The organism is Aestuariivirga litoralis (genome assembly GCF_003234965.1).
Taxonomy (GTDB): domain Bacteria; phylum Pseudomonadota; class Alphaproteobacteria; order Rhizobiales; family Aestuariivirgaceae; genus Aestuariivirga; species Aestuariivirga litoralis.
Map to the genome: position 1 here is coordinate 22,167 of NZ_QKVK01000012.1, position 24,072 is coordinate 46,238.

The following is a 24,072-nucleotide window of genomic DNA, read 5'->3' on the forward strand; positions in this document are numbered from 1 at the left end:
GGAAGAGGCAGGTGGGAGAGGGGCTTCTCCCCGGAACACGTGAGGCGACGATGCGCAAGAAGTCATTGATGATCGCGATATCCCTGATGTCCCTGGTGTCGGCGGACCAGGCCATGGCTGGCAACGCAGGTGCGGCCTTTGTGGGCGGTCTCGTCGGGGGCGCCATCGGCGCCGCGATGAGCAACCGCTCCTACAGCGCGCCGCGTGCCCGGCGCAGCAAGCCGGCCACCTCCCCCACGCGCAAGAAGCAGGCGCCCCGCGCCGCCGCCGTCGCCGCGGTTCCGTGGATGGCCATGCCCACGCCGTCTGGCGGCATGAGCGTGAGCAATGGCGAAGGGGTCACGTTCACCTACGGCGAAAAGGGCGAACCGGTGCTGATCGTGCGTCCCAGCACATTCGTGCCGCCCGCCGCCTTGAACAGCGTCGTGCCGCTCTCCGTCGTGGTTGATGGCCACGCCTTCGCGGTGCTGCAGGCGGATGTGCGGGAAAATGGCCTGCTTGTCGACGACGTTCAGGTGATCGCGCTCGAGCAGCAGCTGAAACCGGCGCACAAGGCGAGCTTCGCCAGTGCCTTCGCCACCATGGACATCACCCTCTCCGGCTTCACCAAGTCCATCGAGCAGCTCGAGATGATGCGCCAGCAGATGATCATCCTCGCCGCCACCAATCCGGAGAAGGCGAAGCTGGTTGCGCAGGGCAATCTCAGCCAGAGCACCACGGTGGTGCAGGTGCAGGTGAACGGTGCCCAGGCCTCCGGACAACCGCAGCCTGCGGCAGATGAAGCCTCCGCAGCCGCGCCGCAGGCAACCCAGGTCGCGGCCAATGGCACGACTGTCAGCATCGATGTGGGAGATGCGGATGCCGTGAACCGCCAGATCGGCGAACTCAGCGCCGAGATCGCGATTCTCACCAAGGTCCTCACCGAGCAGAAGGACGAACTGACCCGCGCGACCGATGCCGATGACAAGCTGACGCTGGACGAAACCATCGCCGCCATAGCCAGCCACATCGACGAGCTCGAACAGAAGTATGATGCGGAGAACGCCCGGTTCGAGGTCTATCTCACCTCGGTCAAACCCAACGACAAGGACCTTTACATGACTGCCCGGAAGGCATCGCAGGTCTTTCCAAAGGTGCCCTATTACATTCCCGGCACCAGGGAACAGGGCGTCTTCTGGCTCGAGCCCAAGGTCACGAATGTCGGTGAGCTGATGTTCAACTTCAGACTCGTCGATCCGGCCGCGGAAAACGAGACGACGCGCGACCTGATCGAGGTGAATCTCGACCAGCTTGAGAACATCCGCAACGCCCTAGTGAAGCTGCGCAAGAATTCGACGGTGGCGCATGAGAACAAGATCCGCAAGATCTATGCAAAGCGTGTGATCTGCTTTCCCGTCGAGCAGTGCCCCGCTGAGCACCAGAATGGCGAGAAGGGCAAGTCGTCCACCGAGGTGGTATTCCTGATCTACGAGGACGGCGCGACGGCAGGCCGACTGCAGCTCAACAAGGGCGCGTTCCAGGATGGCGTGAACTTCTCCGTCGATAGCGCCCTGCTGCTGCAGGCCTACCTTGCGCATGTCATCAAGGAAGCAAAGCTCGAGTTCAAGTCGGGTACCCAGACCACCAAGGACCTCGACCAGCTGTTCCAGTAGAGGCGTCACGCCCGCGGATGGGCCTTGCGATACTGCTCGAGAAGATGCGCCCGGTTCACCTCGGTGTAGACCTGCGTAGTGGAGAGGCTGGCATGGCCCAGCAGCTCCTGGATCACGCGCAGGTCGGCGCCATTGGCAAGGAGATGCGTGGCGAAGGAGTGGCGCAGTGCATGGGGTGTTGCCGTGTCCGGCAGGCCCAGCGCGCCGCGCAGCCGCGCGATCAGCAGCTGGATGTTGCGGGCGTTCAGCGGCCCGCCCTTCTGCCCGCGGAACATCGGCTCATTGGGCTTCATCGCAAAGGGGCAGAGCTCGCGGTAGAGCGCCACGGCCTGCCGCGCCGCCGGCAGCAGCGGCACGAGCCGCGTCTTGTTGCCCTTGCCGGTGATGGTCAGCGTGGGCTGCTCCACCTGCGCCGTGGTGAGCGACAGGGCCTCCGAGATGCGCAGGCCGCAAGCGTAGAGCAGCGTCAGCACCGCCTGGTCGCGCGCCAGCACCCAGCGCGGGGTTTCGTCACCCGCCAGTGTGTCGGCCTTCGCCAGTTCCTTCGCCTTGTCGGGCGACAGCGGCTTCGGCACCGCATGCGGCAGCTTGGGCGCGCGGAGCGCGGAGAGGGCGGGGTTGCGGAACAGCCCGGTCTTCTCGGCATGCCGGTAGAATGAACGCAGGCTCGACAATTGCCGCGCCAGCGTGCGGCTCTCGACGCCATTCATCCGCCGCCTGGCCATGAAGGCGCGGAAATCGGAGACGGTGAGCAGGGCGAGGTCGCGGTTCGACGGCGGCGTGCCCAGATGGTCGGCGAGGAACCGTGCGAATTGCCCCAGGTCCCGCGCATAGGCCTCCAGCGTCTTCGCCGACATCCGCCGCTCGGACTTGAGGCTCGCCAGCCACCCCTGCACGGCGGCAGCGGCATCGGGTGCAAGGCTGGTGGCGAAGTCGGACATGGGGTGGAAGGCTAAGGTCCGGGCATTAGCAAGCTGTTAACCCGGCGGAGCCGCGCTGCCGCACACCCACGCACTTTGCCCGCGCCCGGCCCGCGCATCCTTCGTGCGGCGGCAAAAGGGTCGCCGGGTCACGCCCGGCGCTGGTGAGAGCCGGAGCGGAGATCACCCTCCGATCAGCGGCACCTGCGGGCTGGCGTGCTTCGGCATCTGCCCCGTCAGCCGCGGATCCGGATGCACTTCCACCATCACCGCATAGGGCCGGAAGCCCGAACGCTGGTAGAAGCCGAGTGCGGCCGGGTGGTCGAAGTGGCAGGTGTGCACCCACATGCGGGTGATGGGCTGGGCCCAGGCGCGCGTCAGCGCCTCGTTCATGAGGAAGCGCCCCGCGCCGCCGCCGACGGCGGAAGGCACGACGCCGAAGAACGACAGCTCGCACTGCCCGTCTTCCCGGAAGTCGAGTTCGAGAAGCCCAACGTCATGCCCGTCCTTCACCAGCGCGAAGCACTGCACATCTGCGTCACCGATGATGGCGGCGAGTGCCTCCTCTTCCAGCATCAGGCGGGAGAACCACATGATGTCCTGCCCGATGGCGCGGAACAGGTTGCGGAAGCGGCCGGTGTCGGCGGCGCCCATGCGCGCGAGCGTGAAGCCCTGCTCGGGCGCGGGCCGCAGCGCCGGCCTCGCCGTCATCTCGAGGCAGGTCACCACATTGGCGAGGTGGCCCGGGGGCAGCGGGTGATAGCCCACGGGCAGCGGGTCTTTGCGAAGGTCAGCCATGGCCGATCAATAGGAGCGAAAGCCCTAGCGCCGCAAGCGCTTCAGGTTGGCCTTCACGCGCTTTACAGAGGGGCCCAGCGCTGCCTGCATGAACCGCTCATGCGAACCATCCATCGGCGACACCATCATCTTGAACATTTCGGTCTGCACCGCCACGCAGCCTTCCACGAAGGCCATCTGCTTCTCGACCACCATCTTGACGAGTTCCGCCTGCGACGACGCGCTGGGCGCGAACATGCCCCACCACAGGCCGGGAAGCCGCCTGGCGATCACCTCGGCGGAGGACAGGCCCATCTCGAAGGGGGAATGCTGCGTCATCTCGTCTCCAACAGGAAAAGGGCCCCGGAGTTCCGGGGCCCCTGTTTCTTCAGCGCATCGTCGGGATCGAGAACTGCGCACCTTCCTTGATGCCGGAAGGCCAGCGCGCTGTCACCGTCTTGGTCTTGGTGTAGAAGCGCACCGAGTCCGGCCCGTGCTGGTTCAGGTCGCCGAAGGCCGAGCGCTTCCAGCCGCCGAAGGTGTGGTAGGCGAGCGGCACCGGGATCGGCACGTTGATGCCCACCATGCCGATCTGGCAGCGCGAGGCGAAGTCGCGCGCCGTGTCGCCGTCGCGCGTGAAGATTGCGGTGCCGTTGCCATATTCATGGTCGTTCACCAGCTTCAGTCCCTCGTCATAGGTCTTGGCACGGACAACCGAGAGCACGGGGCCGAAGATCTCTTCCTTGTAGATCTTCATGTCCTTCGTCACGTTGTCGAACAGCGTGCCACCGAGGAAGAAGCCCTTCTCGTAGCCCTGCATCCTGAAGCCGCGGCCATCCACTTTCAGCGTCGCACCTTCCTTCACGCCTTGATCGATGTAACCGACCACGCGGTCCAGCGCCTGCTTCGTCACCAGCGGGCCGTAATCCGCCTCGCGGTCGGTGGAAAGCCCCACCTTCAGCTTCTCGACGCGCGGGATGAGCTTTTCGACCAGCGCATTGGCCGTCGCCTCGCCCACCGGCACCGCGACCGAGATCGCCATGCAGCGCTCGCCGGCGGAGCCATAGCCCGCGCCGATCAGCGCATCCACCGCCTTGTCCATGTCGGCGTCAGGCATGATCAGCATGTGGTTCTTGGCGCCGCCGAAGCACTGCGCGCGCTTGCCGTTGTTGGTGGCCCGCGAATAGACGTAATGCGCGATCGGCGTCGAGCCGACGAAGCCCACCGCCGCGATGTCCGGATCGTCCAGGATGCCGTCGACCGCTTCCTTGTCGCCGTTGACGACGTTGAAGATGCCGGGCGGCAGTCCCGCCTCGAGGAAGAGTTCGGCGAGCCGCATCGGGCAGGACGGATCGCGCTCCGAGGGCTTGAGGATGAAGGCATTGCCGCAGGCGATCGCCGGTGCGGCCTTCCACAGCGGGATCATGGCCGGGAAGTTGAACGGCGTGATGCCGGCCGCTAGCCCCAGCGGCTGGCGCATCGAATACATGTCGATGCCGGGACCGGCCCCGTCGGTGTATTCGCCCTTGAGGAGATGCGGGATGCCGCAGGCAAATTCCACCACCTCGACGCCGCGCTGCAGGTCGCCCAGCGCATCGGGAATGGTCTTGCCGTGCTCCATCGAGATCAGCGTGGCGATCTCCTCGGCATGGGTCCTCGCGAGTTCGAGGAACTTCATCATCACGCGGGCGCGCACCTGCGGGTTCTTGGCCGCCCAATCGGGCTGGGCCGCCTTGGCGTTCTCCACCGCGGCGCGAAGCTCGGCGGGCGACGCCAGCGCCACCCGGGCCTGGACCTCGCCGGTATTGGGGTTGAAGACATCGGCGAAGCGGCCCGAGCTGCCCTTCACATGCTTGCCGCCGATGAAATGTCCGATCTCCTTGACCATGAAGGCCTCCTGCCAGTCTGAATGGGTGGCGCAACCTAGAAGCCGGGCGCCCCCTCAGCAAGGGTCAGCCCTGCAACCGCGGTGATGCCAGGGCGAGTTTTGCTGCACCCGCGAAGAGCCATGCGTAAACCGCATGGATCATTCATTGGATTTTTACTGCACTGCACCATATTCTTAATTTCGCCGGACGAAATTAAGTTCAGGCAGGACTCGAAGCCGATGCACCGCCACCTTCAGAAATATCGCATCCGCAAGCTCTGGCCGATCGAGACGGAGAGCTTCCGCCGGCACTTGCTGAGGCTCGACCCCGAGACCCGGCAATTCCGCTTCGGCACCCCCGTCAACGACAACTTCCTCAACGCCTATGCCGACACCGCCCGCCGCATCGGCACGGTGATCTATGGCGCCTTCGTCGGGCCGGAGATGTATGCCTCCGCCGAGCTCCGCTCGCTCCATGCCGTGGGTGACGAGATGGCGGAAGCCGCCTTCGTGGTCGAGACCGCGCACCGCCACCATGGGCTGGGCTCGGTGCTGATGGACCGCATCATCACCGCCGCCCAGAACCGCGCCATCCACCAGCTGCACATGATCTGCGCCCGCGAGAACCAGCCCATGCAGCGCCTGGGCGAGAAGTTCGGCGCGCATTTCAAGATCGACCATGGCGAGGCCCTGGGCGAGATCGAGGCGCCCGCCCCCACGCCCGTCTCGCTCCTCGACGAGGCGATGCATGACACCAGTGATTTCGTGACCGCCGTCTTCGACTGGTCGCCTATCGCGTCAGCGCCACAGCCGGAACCCAGGCGTATCCGTCGTCATCGAGGATGATGCATTCGCGCAGGCCGTGCGGCTTGTCGATGCTGCCTGCCAGCACCGTGAAGCCCAGCTCCCGCGCCCTCGCCTCGGCCACGTCCGGGTCGCAGCCATAGAGCCTCAGCTCCACCCCAGCCCCGCGCGCCTCGAGCCCGGCGACGATGCCTGACAGCGGATTGTCGCGATAGGCGTGGTCGGCGTGGAACATGAAGTCCTGGCCGTTCCAGCGCAGCGCCGCGAAATCCGCGTCGTCATAGAAGCTGGTGGCGCCCAGCACCTCGGTTGCAAAGCCGACGGCGCGTGCCACGTCGGTGACCAGCAGGTTGAAGCCGATGCCGCGCAGGGCCCGGCCATAATCCGCGGCGGAAACGGGTGGTGTCTTGTCGGCAGGTCGCTTCTTCATGAAGCGATGTGAACACTCGCCCGCTCGGCATGCAAGTTCCACATCACGGCGCAGGCGGGAATCCGCTTCGGGTCGGCAATGCCGTGGCGCTTCATGGCGATGAGGAACACCACCGCGGCATCGGCCACCGCCTCGGACAGGTCGGCCGCGGGCAGCCCCTCGTCCAGCAGTTCCATGAGGTGCAGTGCGGCAGCCTCGCTCAGCTCGGCCGCCTCGAGCGCGGTCAGCTCCTCGGCGGCCTGCCAGCTCTGGGCCAGGTCGTCGTCATCCATCTCGGCCACGAGACTGGCGCCGATGGCAAAGGCCAGCCGCCCCGCCTGGGGCCGGTAGCCGGGAGACACGAGAGTGAAGGACTCGTCCGACATGGAACACCTCACGCAACAAACCGGACGCCATCCTGCGCTCGATGCCTTTTCGGATGGTTAACCGGCCTTGTGCGGGGCTGGTCACATTTTAGGGAAGCGGCGCGCCCGGCAGCGCCGGCTCCTTCACGCCCCTGGTGGTGAAGAAGCAGCTATAGCTCCCCTCGGCATGGGCGCCCACCGCATAGGGGTCGAAGCTTACGGTGATCGCCGCGAGGCAGGGTTTCATGTCACGTCGTCTCCGTCACGCATCCATTCATCATGCCCGGGCTTGTCCCGGGCATCCTTTCCGCGGCCCCAAGAAGATCGCCGGGACAAGCCCGGCGATGATGAGGGAGAGAGCGCAGGCACGCAGTGCCACTCACCTCGTCCCATAGGCCTTCCTCCGCCACGCTGCCTGGTATTCCGCAAGGCCTGCGACTTCCGCCGCCGTCACCTCGGCCATCCGGATGGCGATCGTCGGCAGCGTCCCGTCCTCGATCATGGCCAGTGCCGCCGCACCCGCCGTGGTGCCGTCGCGCAGGGTGGAGGCCTTCACCCTCTGTGCCGGCCTCAGCTGCGCCAGCACGGCGAGCAGCACCGGGTTCTGCGAGAATGGCCCATCGACGATGATGTCGTCCTTCGAGGTGATGGCATCAAGCTGCTCCGACACCATCAGCGCGCAATAAAGCGCGGCGAGCGAGGCGCGCTCCTCAGCGCTTTCCGCCGCCGGCCCCGTCACATGTCCCTTGCCGAGCGAGTCGGGCACCGGCCCGCTGGTCATGGTGAAGGACGGCACGGCGCAAGTCCCGCGTGCCACCAGCGCCGCAACACAGGCAAGGCTTGCCGCCTCCGCCGGGGCGCCATTGGCGACCGCCGCGAATTCCATGCCGCCGAAGAAGCGGCTGCAGCAGACATTGCGGCCCAGCACGTCGGTATTGGTGTTGGTGTCGCGTGCGGGGTCCAGCACGTCGACGCTGGTCGAGGGATCGAAGCTGATGCTCCAGGTTCCGGTGGACACCAGCGTGAAGCGGTCAAGCCCCGCGCAGACATAGCGCATGAAATTGGCCGTCGAGTCATGCACGCCGCCGAGCACGCGGCCCTCGCCGCGAAAGCTTGGGCCCCGGAACTCCTCCTTCAGCGTGCCGATCGTCTCCCATGCCCTGGCGCGCGGCGCATAGAGCCGGTCCCAGCCCAGCTGCTTCGCGGTACTGGACGGCGCCTGCGCACGGATGTCGAGCAGATGCGTCTGGCAGGCCATCGAGGAAATCTCGGTCACCGCGACACCGCTGAGGCGAAAGCCGACATACTGGATCCACGGCAGCAGCGTCTTCACCCTGGCAAACGCATCCGGCCAGGCCCGCTGCTGCCAGTAAAGCTGCAGCCCGTGGGTCAGCGCGATGGGCAGCAGCGGGCACAGCGCCTCGTCGAAGCCCGGCATGATCTTCTCGTATTCGGCCACGATCTCCGCCGGGGGCTCGCTCGTGTAGTCCATCACGGGGAGCGCCAGATCGCCCTGCGCATCGAGGCAGGCCATGGCCGCGCCATGCGCCGTGGGCACGATCGCGTCGATGGGCAGCATGGCGTCGAGCTCCGGCAGGGCGCTCCGGCACAGCGCCACCATCGGCTCCGGGTCGATGTGCCTGTAGGGCGGTGCGGGCAGGTGCAGGCTTGGCGCCTTGCGCTCGGCCAGCAACTCGCCATGCTTTGAAAACAGCGCGATCTTGGTGTTGGTATAACCCACGTCCACCACCGCGATGCCGCGCAACCCGTCCTGCCCCATGCCGCCCGTTCCAATTCTTTTGCGGCACTCTCTCGCATTCGCTGCATGGGCGTCAATCACCTCCGGCTCTTGTCCGCCACGGCGGGCCCGGTCTATAGCCGCTCACCTGACCTTCAATCCGGGAACCCCTCACATGGCCAAGCTCAAGTACCTCGATCTCCGCGAAGCAGTGATCGACACCTGCCTCAGGATGAACGAGGAGGGGATCAACCAGGGCACCTCCGGCAATGTGAGCGTGCGCACCCCCGAGGGCTTCCTGATCACCGCGTCCGGAATCCCCTATGCCCGGATGAAGCCGGAGCACATCGTCGAGATGGACCTCGACGGCGGCTATGTCGGCGAATACCTGCCCTCCACCGAATGGCGCATGCACCTCGACATCTTCAAGCACCGGGCGGAAGCCGGCGCCATCGTCCACACCCATTCGATCTACGCGACCGCGCTGGCCTGCCTGAGGAAGGACATTCCGCCCTTCCACTACATGATCGGCATTGCCGGCGGCACCGACATCCGCTGCTCGGACTATGCCGAGTTCGGCACGCCGGAGCTTTCCGCCGCCATGCTCAAGGCGCTGAAGGACCGCTCCGCCTGCCTTCTCGGCAACCATGGCCAGATCGCCTTCGGCCCCAATCTCGAAAAGGCCCTGTGGCGCGCCGGCGAGGTGGAGACCATCGCCCACCAGTACTGGGCCGCCCTCCAGGTCGGCAAGCCGGTGATCCTCAGGTCGAACCAGATGAATACCGTGCTGGCGCGCATGAAGACCTATGGTAAGCAGGCAGGCGAGTTCAAGAAGACCGACGCACCCTCGGTCACCGGTCTGGTCCGCCGCGACGTGCCGAAGAAGGCCGCGCCGAAAACCAGCGGAGCAAAGAAGGGCACGAAGAAGAAGTGATCGCAGGCGTCTCCCCGCTCGTTTCCGAACTGAAGGCCCGCGCCGAGGCGGGGAGAACCGTCACCATCGGCCTCGCCGGCTGCGGCCAGATGGGCACCGACATCATGGTGCAGCTGAACCGCATGCCGGGGCTCCGCCTCGGTGCGGTGGCCGAGATGCGCCCGCCCCAGGCCCGCGCCGCCGCCGCCATGGCGGGCTTTCCGGAGGACCGCACGGTCTATGCCGAAACGCCCGCCGCCATCGATGCGGCAATCGAGTCGGGCCACATCGCCATCACGTCTGATCCTGCCGTGCTGGCCAGGTCCGGCCGCATCGACGTGGTGATCGACGCCACCGGCAATCCCAACACCGGCACGCAGTTCGCGCTCGAATCCATCGCCAGCGGCAAGCACGTCGTCATGCTCAATGTCGAGGCCGACATCACCATCGGCCGCCACCTGCACGAGGCGGCGAAGCGCGCCGGCGTCGTCTATACCGGTGCCGCGGGAGACGAGCCCGCCGCCACGCTGGAGCTGATCGGCTTCGCCCAGTCGATCGGGCTCGAAGTGGTCTGTGCCGGCAAGGGCAAGAACAATCCGCTGAAATGGGACGCGGTGCCCGCCGACTACGAGGCGGAGGCCAGGGCCCGCAACATGAATGCCCGCATGCTGGTCGAGTTCGTCGACGGCTCCAAGACCATGGTGGAGATGGTGGCCATCGCCAACTGCACCGGCCTCGTGCCCGACGTGCCCGGCATGCACGGCCCCGCCGCCACGCGTGAGGAACTGGCCTCGGTGCTGATCCCGAAGGAACATGGCGGCGTGCTGTCGAAGAAGGGCTGTGTCGACTATTCCATCGGCAAGGGCGTTGCCCCCGGCGTCTTCTGCATCGTCACCACCGATCACCCGCGCCTGCAGGAGCGCCTGATCGACCTCAAGGTCGGCAAGGGCCCCTATTTCGCGCTGACGCGCCCCTATCACCTCACCAGCATGGAGGTGCCGCTCTCCGCCGCCCGCGCCGTGCTCCACGGCCAGGCCGACATGGTGCCGCTCGAACAGCCCGTGGCCGAATGCGTGACGGTGGCCAAGCGTGACCTGGCGGTGGGCGAGATCCTCGGCCGCATCGGCGAAACGGACTATCGCGCCTGGGCCATGACCCATGCGGAGGCCCGCAATGCCAATGCCGTGCCGCTGGGCCTGGCGCAGGGGGCGAAGGTGCTGAAGCCCATCAAGGCCGGCGACCGCCTCACCTACGACAATTGCGCACCCGACGAGAGCCTGCTGGTCACCCAGATCCGCCGCCGCATGGACCAGTCCGACACCCGTCTCCACGCCCTCTGATCACCCTGCGTAAACTCAACCTTGACAATACACTAGGTATAACCACCTAATGCAGGCCTCACCGGAGGCCGGCGCGTGCGCAGACAGAGAAGTCCCTACGCCTTCGGGTCACGCCGCCACAAGGTCGAGACCGGCCTCAACACCTACACCCAGGACGAGCTCGCCCGCCTGACGGAGCGCTTTGCCGGAACCCTCATGCTGTCCGGCCAGCCGGGCTACAACGACGCCCGCATGGGCTTCATGCACACCTACCAGAGCTATCCGCAGGTCATCGCCAACTGCGTGTCGCAGAGCGACGTGGTGGCGGCACTGCATTTCGCAAGGCAGGCCCGGCTTTCGGTGGTGTGCCGCTCGGGCGGGCATTCGACGGCCGGCTTCTCGGTCAACGACCAGCTCGTCATCGACACCAGCGGCGTCAACCACGTGCTGATCGACCGCGAGGCCCAGACGGCCCGGGTTGGGCCCGGCACCTGCTTCCGCAAGTTCAACCTGATGCTGGACGAGGCCGGCCTGCACGTGCCGGGCGGCGGCTGCGAGACCGTTTGCGTGGCGGGTTACATGCAGGGCGGCGGCTATGGCTTCACCTCCCGCCTCTTCGGCATGAACTGCGACAATGTCGAGGCGGTGACCATGGTGCTGGCCGATGGCCGCGTGGTGCGCGCGAGGGCCGGCGACCAGCACCACGAGGATCTCTACTGGGCGGTGCGCGGCGGCACCGGCAACCAGTTCGGCGTTCTGGTCGAAATCGAATACCGGTTGCGGCCGCTGGACCGGCTCTTCGGCTTCGGCCTGCGCTTCCCGCTCGCCAATGAGCGGGAGGTGGCCACCGCCTGCCGGGCGCTCGCCACCCTGCAGCAGCACTATTGCGATGGCGGCGCACCGAAGATCGGACTGCAGGCGCTGATGATGTATCTGCCGACCGCCGAACACCCGGACGGCCAGGTCCCCGGCCTCAACATCCGCGGCCTCTATGACGGCTCCATGGCCGAGGCCCGGGCGGCGCTCGGCCCCCTGCTCGCGCATGTCGAGAACGAGGCCGCGCAGGTCGAGATCTGGAAGAGCGGGCACTACCTCCACCTCAACGAGATCCTGCTGCAGACCGTGCACCCGCCCGGCAACGACATGCCCAGCGTGTCGATGAACACCAAGCCGCTGGCCGACGGCCGCATCATCGCCGAGCACCACGGGCCGGAGCGCTGGCACGACATCGTCAGCCATTTCCTCAAGGCGCCGGACAAGACCACCTTCATCGCCCTCGAATGCTATGGCGGCGCCATCAACGAGAAGGCGCCGGACTTCAACGCCTTCGTCCACCGCCGCGCCAGCCTCAACATGTTTTCCTGGAGCTTCTGGACCTTCGAGGCCAACCGTGACCATGCCGTTGCCTGGCTCGAGGAGTTCGGCCACATCGCCGGCGCCATGGGCAACGGCGCGCGCTACCAGAACTATCCGCGCCGCGGCAACGCCGGCTTCCGCGAGCAGTATTTCGGCGCCAACCTGGCGCGGCTGATGGCCATCAAGATGAAATACGACCCGCACAATCTCTTCGACTTTGAACAGGGCCTCCTGCACCAGGATGCCCCGCCGCAGGAGGCCTCCCCATGAGCGATCCGCAAAAGCCCTGCGCCTGCAGCACCGCGGCCGACCAGCCCTGCGCGCCATGGTGCGGCCGCCCGCCCGGCCAGGGCAGGGTGGTCGGCCTCTACTTCGACCCGCCCATGGCCATTGCCCGGGTCGGCTCGTCGCCAGAGCCGATGGACGCCTATGACTGGACCTTCGACAAGAACCCGCATCGCGGTGTCCAGACCAAGATCCGCGCCACCCGGTCGCTGCAACTCGAATCCGGGCGCGGCGATGGCCACTGGCCGCACCGCCTGGTCATCAAGGAACCGGGTGAAATCGCCTTCAAGGACGCCAGGGGAAGGATCCGCCCCGTTGCTCCCTTCTTCGAACTCTGGGCCAGGGTCCAGGACGATGACGGCAGCATCCTCGCCGTGCCGGTGACGCGGGCCTTCCTCGAGGCCCGCAAGGCCAGCCTGCGTGACCTGGTGTTCACCGTCGATGCGGCGAACCGCAAGGCGCAGTCGCGCACCAAGCTCGCCTCCTGCGCCGCCGTCGCCCATGTCGTCTTCGCCGGGGACTCCTTCAAGCGCCACAGCCTCGATGCCATCAGCCCGCGCAGCTATGGCGAGGTGCCGCTGGTGCGCCCCGATGCGCCGCTGCCGCTGGGCCATGTGCAGACCTTCCTGCCCAACGGCGAGGGCTGGAGCTGCCACACGCGGCTCGACCAGGTGCGGCTGCGCTTCACGCCGGGCTCCGGCGCCACCTTCGGCCCGCCCGATGCCACCACCGCCATGGCCTCGCCGCGCCCGCCGGGCGACTTCGAGCCCGCACTCACCGAATATGGCCGCAACCATGCGATGACACGGCCGGAAAACCGCATCCTCACGCCGGGCACCGCATGGTCCGGCTTCAACTTCCGCACCGGCAACACGCCCAAGTGGCCCACACCGCAGGACAGCTATGACGGCTCGCGCGAAGGGGCGGGCGGCAGCTGGGGCACCATCGACAACACCTGCGACCTGATCATCCAGGCGGCCCTCACCATCGACGGGCGGGTGCTGCGGGCCAAGGCGCGCTCCTTCGCCGGGCCGCCGGACTTCGCCCCCGACCGGCGGCCGATGTATTCGATCCGCGACGAACTCGACGACCGCGAACTGCCGCCGCCCGAGCCCCACCCCGAGACGACGCCGGAAGAGATCCTCGACCTGTTCCGCCGCATCTTCGAGACGGCGAGCCTCGTCAACCTCGACCAGCGCCGCTCCTGGGCGCTGGCCGGCAATGCCGGCATTCTCGGCGCTGCCGGGCCGGACGAGCCGGACTGGGACCATGGCCTGTCGCCCCGCCTCGGCCCCAAGACCATGCGCGCCGACGATGCGCCCTATGCCGAACTGACGCCCGACTATACGCCCGGCCAGGACGACACGCGGGTTTCCACCTCCGGGCCCAACGACCGGCTGCCCTATACCCAGGTGGTGCAGCAGGTACATGCCCGCATGGCCGAGAGCATGGTGCTGCGCGAGTTCCTGGCGCGGCGGCCGGACCGGGTGCGGCGCATCGTGCGCCCGCCCTTCGCGCGGGTGGCGGACCTTCCGGCCCGCGTCGGCGTGCAGAAGCCCGCCGCCGTGCCGGTGGGCAAGTGGGACAAGCCGGAGTCCGAGGGCGGCACGCCCCGGCGCGCCAGCCCCGACGACCCGCCGCGCTACCGCGACCCGCGCAACGTCATGGACATCACCTATGACATGCGCATGCCGCCCTTCATGCGCCATTCGATGGGCGTGCCGCTCAGCATCACAAGGCGCCACTACGACCTGCTGATGGCCTATCTCGACAAGCTCGAAACCGACAAGAGCTGGCGCGACGCCGCGCTCGTCGCCGAGGGGGGCCCGCACCATGGCTGACGCGCCGAAGAAGCTGAACCACGCGCCCGACCCGCGCTACCCGCAGCCGGTGCTCGGCAACCCCGCCTCCAGCCTGATGGAGTCGGGTGTGGGCAACTGCTACCCCGGCCTCGAATTCGACCTGCGCCAGCTCGACGTGCGCTTCTTCCCCGGCCTCACCTTCGAGTTCCTCGGCATCGAGCCGTCGGGGCCGGACGGCACGCAGGGCGTCCACCTCGTCAATGCCGAGGTCGAGAGCGATCCGATCTTCGCGCGGTCCGAGCTCTGGCTCGACGCGCTGAAGAAGCAGCTCAACGGTGCCGCCGGTGCCGCGCTGGGCAGCGGCACCTGGTACCTGCATTCGATCGAGCAGCATGGCCGGCGCATCGACCTCTATGACTTCAACGTCTTCCAGAATGCCACGCTGATGACGCCCTACGAGGGCGAAACCTGCTGGTGGGTGATCCGCGGCATCGAGGCGGATGCGGACCTGACCATCGCCCTCACCCAGCGCGATCCCACCGGCCAGCCCACCGGCAACCCGGTGGTGCTGCAGGGGAGGCGCCGGCGCTTCCTCGACGAGGACGGCGTGTTCCCGGACGTCTACCGTGCGGGCGAGCTCACCGCCTCGATGTGCAGCCCGTGGACGCATGACTTCCGCGACTGTGCCTGCCAGTACTGGGCCTCCAACCACCCGGACGTGGTGCTGGGCCCGGTGGTTGGCCCGGTGGGCGAGGCCGGCACCTCGCAGGACGATGCCGCGCAGGGCGTCACCTTCCTCGACTGGCTGCGCCGGCGCGGGCCGTGGCGCGATGTCTCCGCCCCCGCCACGCTGGAGCAGGCGCGGCCCGACGACTACGACCCCTTCGAGATCAACCTGCGCTGGGAGGAACTGTCCTTCGTGCTGCAGGGGGTGGAGACCGAGTCAAAGCCCGACACGCTGCCGATGGCGGGCCTGCGCCAGTCCTACCCCACCACGGCCAAGGCCATCGAGGATCTCGAGACCGACCTTGCCCCGCGCGAATTCACCCTCGCCATGAGCTATCTCTACGCCCTCTTCTCGCTGCGCGCCCCCGACGAGCCGACGGCGGAGGAGCAGCGCCAGTGGCCGAGCCTGGTCGAGGACCTGCGCGCCGTGCGCCAGTTCATCCTGTCGGTGGCGCTGAGCGAGATGACCCACATGCGCTGGGTCAACCAGATCCTGTGGACGCTGTCGGCCTCCGGCCATTACCCGCCGGGGCGGCGCTACCAGCCGGTCGTCCGCCCGCTGCCCGAAGCGATGCGCACCGGCGCCACCAGCCTGAGGCCTGCAAGCCTCGAGGTGCTGCAGCAGTTCGTCGACATCGAACGGCCCGCCAACCAGCTCGACCGCGAATATGCCGGCCTCGTCGATCACCTGCGGGAGACGCCCGGCGAATTCCCCGATGGCCTCTATGAACTCGCCGTGCGCATCGACAGCGACGGGCTGCAGCACTTCCAGAAGTTCCGCGACGCCGCCGCGATCCTGTCGCGCTACCACCTCAAGCCCGAACTCTTCCTGCGCCAGATGATCCTCGCCGGCCCCGGTGACGGGAGCGTGGCGCGGGCGCTGCAGCTCCTCGCCGGCATCGTCGCCGCCACGCACGACGGCTACCGCGCCGAGGCGGCGGATGACATGCCGGGCGCCGAGGCCAGCCTGTTGCGCGCGCGCGCCGCCATGCGCGACTTCCAGGCGGAGGCGGAGGCGCTGGCCCGCCTCGGCATCGGCATACCCTTCTTCGCCGCCTGGCCGGGAGACGCCTGATGGCCCGGGATGCCGGCCACCCGGCGCTGGAGGCGATGCAGGCCGCCCGGCCGCGCAGCCGGCACGCCCACCTCGCCGGCGACGTGGCGCTGGTCGCCGAGACGGCGGGCCTCTACCGCCTCGATGACGCACAGGCCGCCACGCTGGCGGAAGGCCTGATGAGCGGCGATGCGTCCACCACGGCGGCGCTGCAGCGCCTCGGGCTCGACGCGCCGCCCAGCCTCCCGCCGGCGGCCGACCTCACCCGCCCGGTGCGCGCCCTGGCACTCACCGTGTCGCAGACCTGCAATCTCGCCTGCACCTATTGCTATGCCGCGGGCGGCAGCTTCGGCGGGCCGGATACCCGCATGGGCTGGGACGTGGCGCGCCGCGCCATCGACGCGCTCATCGCCGCCACGCCGCCCGGCGGCGCGGTCAAGATCGCCTTCATGGGTGGCGAACCGGCGATTGCGCGTGATCTCATCCGCCAGGCCGTGGACCATGCGCGCCGCAGGGCTGCCGCCCGCGCCGTGTCGGTCGGCTTCTCCACCACCACCAATGCGACGCTGGTCACGGCCGAGGATGCGGCGTTCCTCGCCGCACACCGCTTCGCCGTCACCGTCAGCATCGATGGCGCGCGGGCCGCCAATGACCGGCTGCGCCCGGCGCGCGGCGGGGCGGGCAGCTTCGACCGCGTGGCCCAGGGGGTCGCCCATCTGGCCCGCCATGCCGGCCGCATCGCGCTCTCGGCGCGGGTCACCGCCACGCCGCACAACCTCGACCTGGCGGAAACCATGACAGCGCTCGGGGCGATGGGCTTCACCTCCGTCGGCGTGTCGCCGATGATCGCCTCGCCCACCGGCCAGGGCGCACTGGCGGCTGCCGACTTCGAAACCCTGCTGGCGCAGATGATGGCCTGCGGCGAAGCCTGGATGGCAGCCACCCTCGAGGGCGGCCACCATCCCTTCGCCAACCTCGCCACCGCGCTCACCGAACTGCATCGCGGCCAGCCGCGCAGCCATGGCTGCGGCGCGGCACGGGATTACCTGGCGCTGGACGCGGCCGGAAACTATTCCGCCTGCCACCGCTTCGTGAACGATGATGCCGGCGCCATGGGTTCGCTGGGCAACGGCATCGACCATGGCCGCCGCCGGTCCTTCCTTGCGGCGCGGGCGGTGGAAGCCCAGGCGCCCTGCGCCACGTGCTGGGCGCGGCGGCTCTGCGGTGGCGGCTGCCACCATGAGGTGATCAACGCCGGCCGCCCCGCCTGCGACTATGTGCGCGGCTGGCTGCACTATGCCCTCACCGCCTATTCCCGCCTCGCCACGGCCCGGCCCGACTGGTTCGACGGCCGTGCCTGACACCGACGTTGCGGTGATCGGCGGCGGCCCGGCCGGCGTGGCGGCGGCCCTGTCGCTGCGCGAGGCCGGCCTTGCCGTCACACTCGTCGACCCCGGCCGCGGGCCCGTCCCGCGCATCGAGAGCCTTGCCGCCAACGGCATTGCCCTCGCCCGGTCCTGCGGCATGGCCGGTGCCCTCGATGCCGCGGGCCTGGGCCGGGCAGCGGCCATGCATCTCCACTGGCGCGGCAGGCCGGAGACGCGCCCCTTCGCGGCGGACGGCCCCCTCCTGCTGGACCGCAGCCGCTTCCATGCCGCGCTGCGCCGCCTGCTGCCGCCCGCAAGCCTGCGCGCGGCGCGCGTGACGGCCATCGCGGATGGAGGAGAGCACGTCCTCCTTGCCACCAGCACGGGCGCCATGGCCGCTCGCTTCGTCATCGATGCCCGCGGCCGCGCCGGGCTGAAGGCCCGTCCGCAGGGCACGCCCGTCATGGCGGCCCTGGCCTTCGGCGGCAGGGGGGCGCCGCCGTCCGGCCAGCCCGCCATGCTGCTCGAGGCCCTGGCCGAGGGCTGGCTCTGGGCCGCGCTGCTGCCGCATGGCGAGGTGAACGGGGCATTGTTCCTGCCCGCGGCAAGGCTCGCCGGCGGCACGGCGGCGACGCGTGCCCGGTGCCTTGCCGATCACCTTCGCCCCTCGGCGCTCGGCCTGCCGGCCGCGTTGCGGGCCGGGCCCGTGTCGGCTTCGATGCTGGTGGCGGTGGCGGATCCCTTTCTCTCGCCCCGGGTGCTGCGGGTCGGCGATGCCGCCCTCGCCAATGATCCGCTGGCCTCGCACGGCATTGTCCATGCCCTGCGCAGCGGGGTTCAGGCTGCCGCCGCGGCGGCGACACTGCTTGATCCGGCGGGCGATGCCGGCGCCGCGCGGAGCTTCATCCGCGACCGTCACCGGATGGCCGCCAGCTCCGCCCGCGATGCCACGCGCCGCTCGCTCGCCGATCAGGCACGCTTCGCCACGGGCTTCTGGTCCGCCATGGCCTCCGCTGAAGCCGCCGGTTCACCTGCGCCACCACCCTGGCCGGCCCTCACGCGGCCCCTCGCCCTGGCCCCCCTGGTACGCAGCGCCGTGCTGGAACATGGCCGCATAGCCTGGGCCGATGCGCTGTGGCTGCCCCGCAGTGCCCAGGCCGTGCCGCGGCTGGGGCCGTTTCCCGCTGGTGCGCTGGCGCGGCTCCTGTCACCACCCGCGGCGGTCACCGTGCTGTCTGAAAGGCTGGCGCGGATTGCCGGCGAAGGCCAGGCCCAGGCCATCCTGCGCCTGCTGCTGGAGGAGGGAGCCCTGGGCAATGCCGCGCCGGCTCAGCCGGGGGTGACGGCAGGCAGCAATGCCTGACAGCGCATCAGGTCCCAGCCTTCATCCTGCGAGGTGAGCTTGCGCCGCGCCGCCGCCAGCCGCGCCAGCGTCTCGGCCGAAGGATCGGCTTCGGCCATGTCGCAGGCAATGCGCAGCGCCAGCATGCGGGCCCCCATCTTCTCCGCAACCTGCAGGGCCGCCGCCAGCGCGTCGCGCGCTGCGCCCTCCTCGCCGCTGGCCCGCAGGATCTGGGCCCGCAGCCGCATCAGCTCGGGCTCGAGGAAGGTTTCCCTGGTGCGGTTCTGCACCGCCTCCGACTGCTGCAGGGCCGCGTCGGCCTCGGCCGGGCTGCCACTCCTGAGGTAGAGCTGCGCCAGCACGATGCCGATCACCTGCTGATAGTTGTAGGGGTTCATCCGCCGGAAATCGGCAAGCTTCTGGTTCAGCGCCGCATATTCGGCCGCCGCGGGCGGTGCTTCCCGCATCAGCAGCTGCACGCCCATGACGAAGAAGCCGCCGGCCGAACGCATGACGCCGAGGTCGTGGCGCCGCCCCAGCTCGGCGCATTCCTGCGCCGCCGCAAGGCACTGCTGCCAGTCGCCGGCCACCAGCAGCAGCATCGAGCGGAAGATCAGCGCCTGCGCCAGCGAATGATGGTGGCGGATGCGGCGCGAATGGCTGACCGAGAATTCGCTGGCCGCCAGCCCGCCCACCGGGTCGCCCGAGATCCACAGCGCATAGGACAGGAAGGCCGAGCTGATCTCGGCATGATCATAGCCATGGCTGTGGGCCAGCGGCAGGTGTTGCGCCTCGTCATAGCTGTCGAGTGCCTCCTGCAGGGCAAGGGCGGCTTCCGCCAGCGCGCCGGTATGCAGCGCCACCACGCCCATGCCGCGCCGCCCGATCATGCGGAAGGTCCGGTCCTGCGCCTGCTCCGCCTTGGCATGCAGCAAGCCTGCCCACTTGCCGGCGGCGGCATATTCGGCCCGCACCAGGGCGTGGGTGTAGAGGCCGGTCAGGGCGATCAGCTCGCTCCGCGTCTCGCGCAGCTTCTGCGCCAGCTCAAGAACCTCGCGGCCCAGCCGCCCCGCCTCTTCCGAGGCAATGCCCAGCCGCGCCCGGCTGATCGATGACTGCGCGATCAGCACCCGCAGCCGCAGCGGATCGGTTTTCTCCCCCTCCCCCATCCGCTCGATCGACATCTCCGCCTGGCGCAGGAAATGCGTGGCTTCCATCAGGGCCGAACGCTGCAGCGCCTGCTCGCCCGCGGCCACCGCCAGCGGCGCCGCGCTGGCGTGGTCGCCACCCTCATGGGCATGCCAGGCAAGGTGCCCCGGGCGCTGGCGGGCGAGGTCGGCATGCGATCTGGTCAGTGCCGCGAAGGCACTGCGGTGCAGGCCCTCGCGGGCTGACTTCACCAGCCGCTCATAGGCAACCTCGCGGTAGAGGCTGTGGCTGAAGCGCACGCTGGCCGCGGCACTGCCGCCGCGGCGCTCGATGATGCGCGCCCGCGCCAGTTCCGCCAGGGCCGGGCCAAGGTCCGCCGCCGTCATCCCCAGCGTTGCGGCCAGCACGCGCTCCTCGGTGGGCTCGTCGAACACCGACAGGGCGGCGGTCACCTTGCGGCCCGATGGCAATGCGTCGAGCCGCGCCGAGATGCTTTCGTAGATCGAATCCGGAACCTCGAACTCCTGTCCGGGCTGCGCCACCGTCCAGTCATGGGCCCAGCGCGCCAGCGCCTCCAGCATCAGCGGGTTGCCGGCACTGCGCGTGACGATCGCCTCGTTGATGGCCTCGGGCAGGTCGCGCCCCGCCAGGTGATGCGCCAGCACCCGCCGCGCCGCATCCTCGGTGACGGGCGACAGCGGCACCTGCAGCGGCCCGCTCTCGGCACGCCACACCGGGTCCTCGGCCTCGCGTGAGGTGGCCAGCAGCATCACCGGCGTCTCGCAGGCAGTGTCGGCGCAGGCGGCCAGAAGTTCACGCGTCGTGGCATCGGCCCAGTGCACGTCCTCCACCACCACAAGGAGGGCGGCGGCCTCGCTCTGCATCAGGAAGCGGGCGAGGGTGGAGAGCAGCAGGCGGCGGTCGAGCTGCGTGGCGGTCACGCCGCCGGGCACCACGCCGCCAAGCCCCATCAGCACCGCGACCGCGCTGCGCTCGGCCGGCGTTGCCCAGGCGAACAACCGCTCCAGCTGCTCGAAGCGCACCTTCACCGCGCTGTCCGCCGCGGTGCCCAGCAGCGTGTCCAGAAGGTCGATCACCGGGCGCAGCGGCACGTTTGCGGAGAGCGCCATGCAGGACAGCCGCTTCACCTGGGCGCCGGCGCCGCGGAGCTCTGCTGCGAACTGCGCCACCAGCGTCGACTTGCCGATGCCCGCCTCGCCCGACAGCAGCACCATGGCGGGCTGCGGCGGCCGCGCCGCGCGCCAGGCTTCGGCAAGCCGCCCGCGTTCCGCCTCATGTGCACTGGGAATGGCGGGGTCGATGCTGCGCGGTGGGCCGGGGGGCACGCCCTGCGGCAGGGCCAGCGCCACGGGCACCTTCTGGCCAAAGCCCTTCAGCGCCGCCTCCGGAAGCGCGTCGAAGGCGAATGCCGCGGCGGCCAGCGCGCGCGTCGCCTCGTCGACCACCACGCCGCCGGGCGGCGCCGTGGCCTGCAGCCGGGCGGCACGGTTGATCACCGGCCCCACCATCTGCGGCTCGCCGCCGGCATAATCCGGGCCGAAGCCGACGATGGCCTTGCCGCTGGCAATCCCCACGCGCGCCTCGAGGTCGATCGTCTCGCCGCTGGCCAGGCGGTGCTGAAGCCCGCGCAGCCTTGCGAGCACGGCATGGGCGGCGCCGATGGCGCGCTCGGCACTTGCGGTCTGTGCCGTGGGAAAGCCGAACAGCATCACCACCCCGTCGCCCTGCACCGAGGCGATGAAGCCGCCATGCTGCCGGGCGGCGTCACGCGCCGCCGCATGGTAGCGCTGGAGCAGGCCACGCATGTCGTCGGGGTCGAGCCGCTGGGTGAGTTCGGTATAGCCGACAAGGTCGCTGAACAGCACGGTGATGCGGCGGAACTCCGGCTCGGGCAGCGCCGTGCCGCTCTCGCGGTCGGCGGCGCTGCGCCCCGCCTTGAGGCGCTCCAGCAGCTTCTTGCGTTGTCCCAGCGTCAGGCCCAGATCGCGCAGGTCGCCATCCTCCAGCGACCACAGGAGGGTGGCGTCAACGTCCTCGGCAGCGAAACGCGGCGCCAGTTCTCCCAAGCCGACAGACTCGAGAACCGTCCGCACCTCCTCGTCTGGCCCCACCCGACCAACTCCGTTTGTGCAACCAGAACGGCAGATTAGCCGGATTGCCGCCGAAGGGAAGGACAATGGCTGTCATGACGCAACGTCATTTTTACCTGCATGCTGCAGCGCAATACATTGTTTGCACTGCGAAAATCGTCATCGACCACCTGCGCGGCGTTGACTCGTCCGCAATTCCCCTGCACTTTTGCAATTTCAAAATCACAAATGCAATCGCCCGCAACGCCGGGCCATGGGAGCCGTCCTGAATGCCTGCCGATTCCGCCAGCCTCGACCTGCGCGAGACGGATCGCCGTCCCTGGCTGCCGCACTGGCTGACCTCCGAAAGCCCCTTCCCCTGGCTCTTCCCCGCCGCGGCGCTGATGGTGGTCTTCGGCATCTATCCGCTGCTCTATGCGGTGACGCTGTCGCTCTACAAGAAGAACGCCGCCACCCGGAAGATGGTCTTCGACCCCACCCATAACTGGACCAAGATCCTCGGCGACGAGCGCGTCTGGAACGCCATCTACAACACCTTCCTCTACACGGGGATCGCACTCCTCTTCCAGCTGGTGCTGGGCATGCTGATCGCGCTCCTCCTCGATTCGGACCGCAAGGGCTACGGCGTGCTGCGCGCCATGATGACGCTGCCTCTCGTCATCCCGCCGGCCGTCACCGGCATGATGTTCCTTCTCATGCTCAACGGCTCCTTCGGCGTGCTGAGCCGCGGGCTCATCGCGCTGGGCATTTTCCCGGTCGGCTTCTCGATCCTCGGCACGGCCAACACCGCGATGGCCGGCGTGCTGCTGGCCGAGATCTGGCAGTGGACGCCCTTCATGGTGCTCATCATGCTGGCGGGCCTGCGCTCGCTCCCCAAGGAGCCCTTCGAGGCCGCGGCCATCGATGGCGCCAATGCCTTCCAGGCCTTCTTCAAGCTCACGCTGCCGATGATGTCGAAGGTCATCGCCATCGCGGTGCTGATCCGCGGCATCGACCTGTTCCGCGCCTTCGACTACATCAAGGTGATGACCGATTCCGGCCCCGGCACGGCGACCGAGACGCTCACCTCCTATGCCGGCCGCATCTATTTCGGCAATGCCGACTTCCCCTATGCCTCCACCGTGGCGCTGCTGACGCTGGTCATCGTCATCGTCGCCTCCACCCTCTTCATGCAGATCTTCAGGGTGAAACTCTGATGGAAACCTCGCGTCCCCTCCAGATCCTGCGCGACGTCACCGCCGTCCTGGTGGTCGGCCTCTTCATGTTCCCCATCTTCTGGTGGGCGTTGACCTCGATCAAGCCGAGCTCGGCGATCTTCGACAAGGACCGCGTCAACTTCTTCGACTTCGTGCCGACCTTCATCAACTACGGCGTGACGCTGCTCGGCATGTCGCGCTCGGAAATGGCCATCGACCAGGGCATCGGCATGGGTGTCGGCGGCGGCGGCGCCTATGATTCGCGCCAGTCGATCATGGAATCGATCATCGTGTCGTTGGGCGCCACCACCATCACGATGATCGTCGCGGTGTTTGCGGCCTATGCCATCTCGCGCATGATGTTCAAGGGCCGCAACCACTATCTCAACTGGGTGCTGGGCCAGCGCTTCATGCCGCCCATCGCGATTCTCGTGCCGCTGGTGACGATCTACAAGACGGCGGGCCTGCGCGACACCGACAACCTCGCCATGGGCTATTTCGGCCTCATGATGATCTACGCGCTGATGAACCTGCCCATTGCCGTGCTCCTCATGAAGTCCTTCCTCGACGACGTGCCGAAGGACGTGGACGAGGCGGCGATGATCGACGGCGCCACGCGCTTCCAGACCTTCCGCAAGGTGGTGCTGCCCATGGTCAAGGGCGGCATCGCGGCGTCTGCCGTCCTCGTCTTCATCTTCAGCTGGACCGAATTCCTGCTGTCGCTTTTCCTCACGACGGAGATCCGCACCGTGCCGGTGAAGATCCAGACCTTCGTGACCTCGACGGGCAATGAATGGGGCTTCATCGCGGCGCTGGGCACGGCGGCGATCATCCCGAGCTTCATCTTCATCCTGCTCGTTCAAAAGAATCTGGTGCGCGGCCTCACGCTTGGCTCCCTGAAAGAGTGAAGCAGCGCGCGA

At 68.3% G+C, this 24,072-nt stretch carries 21 protein-coding genes; 12 read left to right on the top strand and 9 right to left on the bottom strand.

Features of this window, described 5'->3' with window-relative positions:
* Nucleotides 1–68: 68 nt before the first annotated feature.
* Nucleotides 69–1,652, top strand: a complete 1,584-nt coding sequence (locus tag DK847_RS18915; protein ID WP_146256193.1) for a hypothetical protein — start codon at nucleotides 69–71, stop codon at nucleotides 1,650–1,652.
* 5 nt (nucleotides 1,653–1,657) lie between these two features.
* On the opposite strand, the gene DK847_RS18920 is transcribed toward DK847_RS18915, so the two are convergent.
* From DK847_RS18920 to DK847_RS18935, 4 genes are all read right to left on the bottom strand, one after another.
* Nucleotides 1,658–2,593 carry a tyrosine recombinase XerC gene (locus DK847_RS18920; RefSeq protein ID WP_111200115.1) on the bottom strand — a complete coding sequence of 312 codons (936 nt, stop codon included), beginning with the start codon at nucleotides 2,591–2,593 and terminating at the stop codon, nucleotides 1,658–1,660.
* A 162-nt stretch (nucleotides 2,594–2,755) separates the two neighbouring features.
* A complete protein-coding gene (locus DK847_RS18925; protein WP_111200116.1) occupies nucleotides 2,756–3,370 on the bottom strand; it encodes a GNAT family N-acetyltransferase in 615 nt (204 codons plus the stop codon).
* 24 nt (nucleotides 3,371–3,394) lie between these two features.
* Nucleotides 3,395–3,688, bottom strand: a complete 294-nt coding sequence (locus DK847_RS18930) for a hypothetical protein (RefSeq protein ID WP_111200117.1) — start codon at nucleotides 3,686–3,688, stop codon at nucleotides 3,395–3,397.
* Nucleotides 3,689–3,737: 49 nt separating this feature from the next.
* Nucleotides 3,738–5,237 (bottom strand): CoA-acylating methylmalonate-semialdehyde dehydrogenase, encoded by a 1,500-nt coding sequence (locus DK847_RS18935; protein WP_111200118.1) that lies wholly within the window; start codon nucleotides 5,235–5,237, stop codon nucleotides 3,738–3,740.
* Nucleotides 5,238–5,456: 219 nt separating this feature from the next.
* Here DK847_RS18935 and DK847_RS18940 point away from each other — a divergent pair, with 219 nt between their 5' ends.
* A complete protein-coding gene (locus DK847_RS18940; protein ID WP_161957377.1) occupies nucleotides 5,457–6,062 on the top strand; it encodes a GNAT family N-acetyltransferase in 606 nt (201 codons plus the stop codon).
* Here the strand turns inward: DK847_RS18940 and DK847_RS18945 are convergent.
* The 4 genes from DK847_RS18945 to DK847_RS18955 all read right to left on the bottom strand — a co-directional run bounded on the left by DK847_RS18945 (nucleotide 6,007) and on the right by DK847_RS18955 (nucleotide 8,574).
* Complete coding sequence (locus tag DK847_RS18945; protein ID WP_111200120.1) at nucleotides 6,007–6,450, bottom strand: VOC family protein; 444 nt, start codon at nucleotides 6,448–6,450, stop codon at nucleotides 6,007–6,009. The genes DK847_RS18940 and DK847_RS18945 overlap by 56 nt on opposite strands.
* Nucleotides 6,447–6,815, bottom strand: coding sequence for a hypothetical protein (locus DK847_RS20725; RefSeq protein ID WP_161957378.1), 369 nt, complete (start codon nucleotides 6,813–6,815; stop codon nucleotides 6,447–6,449). The genes DK847_RS18945 and DK847_RS20725 overlap by 4 nt, the downstream gene beginning before the upstream one ends.
* Nucleotides 6,816–6,903: 88 nt before the next feature.
* The gene (locus DK847_RS20730; RefSeq protein ID WP_161957379.1) at nucleotides 6,904–7,041 is read right to left on the bottom strand and encodes a hypothetical protein; all 138 of its coding nucleotides are present in this window, start codon (nucleotides 7,039–7,041) and stop codon (nucleotides 6,904–6,906) included.
* 132 nt (nucleotides 7,042–7,173) lie between these two features.
* Nucleotides 7,174–8,574: an FGGY-family carbohydrate kinase gene (locus tag DK847_RS18955; protein ID WP_111200122.1), complete on the bottom strand. Its 1,401-nt coding sequence runs from the start codon at nucleotides 8,572–8,574 to the stop codon at nucleotides 7,174–7,176.
* Between the two features lie 133 nt (nucleotides 8,575–8,707).
* Between DK847_RS18955 and DK847_RS18960 the strand changes: the two genes are divergently transcribed.
* The 7 genes from DK847_RS18960 to qhpG all read left to right on the top strand — a co-directional run bounded on the left by DK847_RS18960 (nucleotide 8,708) and on the right by qhpG (nucleotide 18,717).
* On the top strand, nucleotides 8,708–9,466 hold the full coding sequence (locus tag DK847_RS18960; protein WP_111200123.1) for a class II aldolase/adducin family protein: 759 nt from the start codon (nucleotides 8,708–8,710) through the stop codon (nucleotides 9,464–9,466).
* Nucleotides 9,463–10,785, top strand: coding sequence for an NAD(P)H-dependent oxidoreductase (locus DK847_RS18965; RefSeq protein ID WP_425358702.1), 1,323 nt, complete (start codon nucleotides 9,463–9,465; stop codon nucleotides 10,783–10,785). Before DK847_RS18960 ends, DK847_RS18965 begins: the two co-directional genes overlap by 4 nt.
* Nucleotides 10,786–10,860: 75 nt before the next feature.
* The gene (locus DK847_RS18970) at nucleotides 10,861–12,390 is read left to right on the top strand and encodes an FAD-binding oxidoreductase (RefSeq protein ID WP_111200124.1); all 1,530 of its coding nucleotides are present in this window, start codon (nucleotides 10,861–10,863) and stop codon (nucleotides 12,388–12,390) included.
* Nucleotides 12,387–14,246, top strand: coding sequence for a hypothetical protein (locus tag DK847_RS18980; protein WP_161957380.1), 1,860 nt, complete (start codon nucleotides 12,387–12,389; stop codon nucleotides 14,244–14,246). Before DK847_RS18970 ends, DK847_RS18980 begins: the two co-directional genes overlap by 4 nt.
* A complete protein-coding gene (locus DK847_RS18985; protein WP_111200127.1) occupies nucleotides 14,239–16,008 on the top strand; it encodes a ferritin-like domain-containing protein in 1,770 nt (589 codons plus the stop codon). The genes DK847_RS18980 and DK847_RS18985 overlap by 8 nt, the downstream gene beginning before the upstream one ends.
* A complete protein-coding gene (locus tag DK847_RS18990) occupies nucleotides 16,008–17,348 on the top strand; it encodes a radical SAM/SPASM domain-containing protein (protein ID WP_111200128.1) in 1,341 nt (446 codons plus the stop codon). Before DK847_RS18985 ends, DK847_RS18990 begins: the two co-directional genes overlap by 1 nt.
* Complete coding sequence (qhpG, locus tag DK847_RS18995) at nucleotides 17,341–18,717, top strand: flavin-dependent monooxygenase QhpG (RefSeq protein WP_161957381.1); 1,377 nt, start codon at nucleotides 17,341–17,343, stop codon at nucleotides 18,715–18,717. The genes DK847_RS18990 and qhpG overlap by 8 nt, the downstream gene beginning before the upstream one ends.
* On the opposite strand, the gene DK847_RS19000 is transcribed toward qhpG, so the two are convergent.
* Nucleotides 18,684–21,977: an AAA family ATPase gene (locus tag DK847_RS19000; protein ID WP_161957382.1), complete on the bottom strand. Its 3,294-nt coding sequence runs from the start codon at nucleotides 21,975–21,977 to the stop codon at nucleotides 18,684–18,686. The genes qhpG and DK847_RS19000 overlap by 34 nt on opposite strands.
* 65 nt (nucleotides 21,978–22,042) lie before the next feature.
* Between DK847_RS19000 and DK847_RS19005 the strand changes: the two genes are divergently transcribed.
* The 3 genes from DK847_RS19005 to DK847_RS19015 are packed head-to-tail and all read left to right on the top strand — an operon-like array spanning nucleotide 22,043 to nucleotide 24,060.
* Nucleotides 22,043–22,225, top strand: a complete 183-nt coding sequence (locus DK847_RS19005; protein WP_111200131.1) for a hypothetical protein — start codon at nucleotides 22,043–22,045, stop codon at nucleotides 22,223–22,225.
* Nucleotides 22,226–23,152: a carbohydrate ABC transporter permease gene (locus DK847_RS19010; RefSeq protein WP_111200132.1), complete on the top strand. Its 927-nt coding sequence runs from the start codon at nucleotides 22,226–22,228 to the stop codon at nucleotides 23,150–23,152. It abuts the gene before it with no gap.
* Entirely contained in the window at nucleotides 23,152–24,060 is a 909-nt protein-coding gene (locus DK847_RS19015) for a carbohydrate ABC transporter permease (RefSeq protein WP_111200133.1), read from the top strand. Before DK847_RS19010 ends, DK847_RS19015 begins: the two co-directional genes overlap by 1 nt.
* Nucleotides 24,061–24,072 lie beyond the last annotated feature (12 nt).